Annotated in this window: 1 protein-coding gene; it reads left to right on the forward strand. The window is 68.3% G+C overall.

Annotated features, from left to right (window positions below; genetic code table 11):
- Window positions 1-839: HNH endonuclease signature motif containing protein (locus ACLJRM_RS44220; RefSeq protein WP_410666451.1), on the forward strand; the 839-nt coding region annotated here is incomplete at its 5' end.
- Window positions 840-854 lie beyond the last annotated feature (15 nt).

Here is an 854-nt window from a genome sequence, read left to right on the forward strand (position 1 = left end):
CCCTCCTGGAGGACCGGTTACCGGACAAGAACTCCGGGCAGATCCGGAAAGCGGCGAGCCACGCGGCACTCACAGTCGACCGCGAAGGCGCCGCTCACCGTACCGAGCGGCATCGTGAAGGCCGCCGGTTAGCGGTCCGCCACGGCGAGACAGGCGTGGCGTCGATCGAAGTCGAAGACGGCCCCGTCGAAAAAGTCACCGCCGCCTACACCCGCATCGACCGCGAAGCGAGGGCGTTGAAGACCGGCGACGAGACCCGCACCCTCGACCAACTCCGCGCCGACATCGCCCTCGACCTCCTGCTCGGCGGTCAGGGCGGCAAGACCGAACGCGCCGAGATATTCCTCTACATGGACCTGTTCACCTACCTCGGAGTGAACGACGATCCAGCGGAACTGGCCGGACACGGCCATCTCCCGGCTGCGCTGGCCCGGGAGATCGCGACCGGGGCGGACACGGTGCTGCGGCGGATCATCACCGACCCACTGTCCGGGCAAGTGCTCGACCTCGGCCGGGACCGATACCGGCCCACCGCAGGCCAGGGCGAGTTCGTCCGGGTACGGGACCGCGAATGCCGAAGACCCGGCTGTCACCGCCCCGCCCAAGCCTGCGACCTCGACCACTCCGTGCCCTGGGAGCACGGCGGCCATACCGACGCCGCCGACCTCATCGACCTCTGCCGCCGCGATCACCGCCTGAAAGACGAACCCGGCTGGACCTACCACCTCGCACCCGACGGCACCCTCACCATCACCACCCCCACCGGACAGAGCCACGACAGCACCCCACCACCACTACACCAACCCCGCCCGACAACCGAAGAACCACCACCGTTCTAAGCCCATTGCCGAAAA

It is taken from the genome of Amycolatopsis sp. lyj-84, from assembly GCF_046549075.1.
Lineage (GTDB): Bacteria > Actinomycetota > Actinomycetes > Mycobacteriales > Pseudonocardiaceae > Amycolatopsis.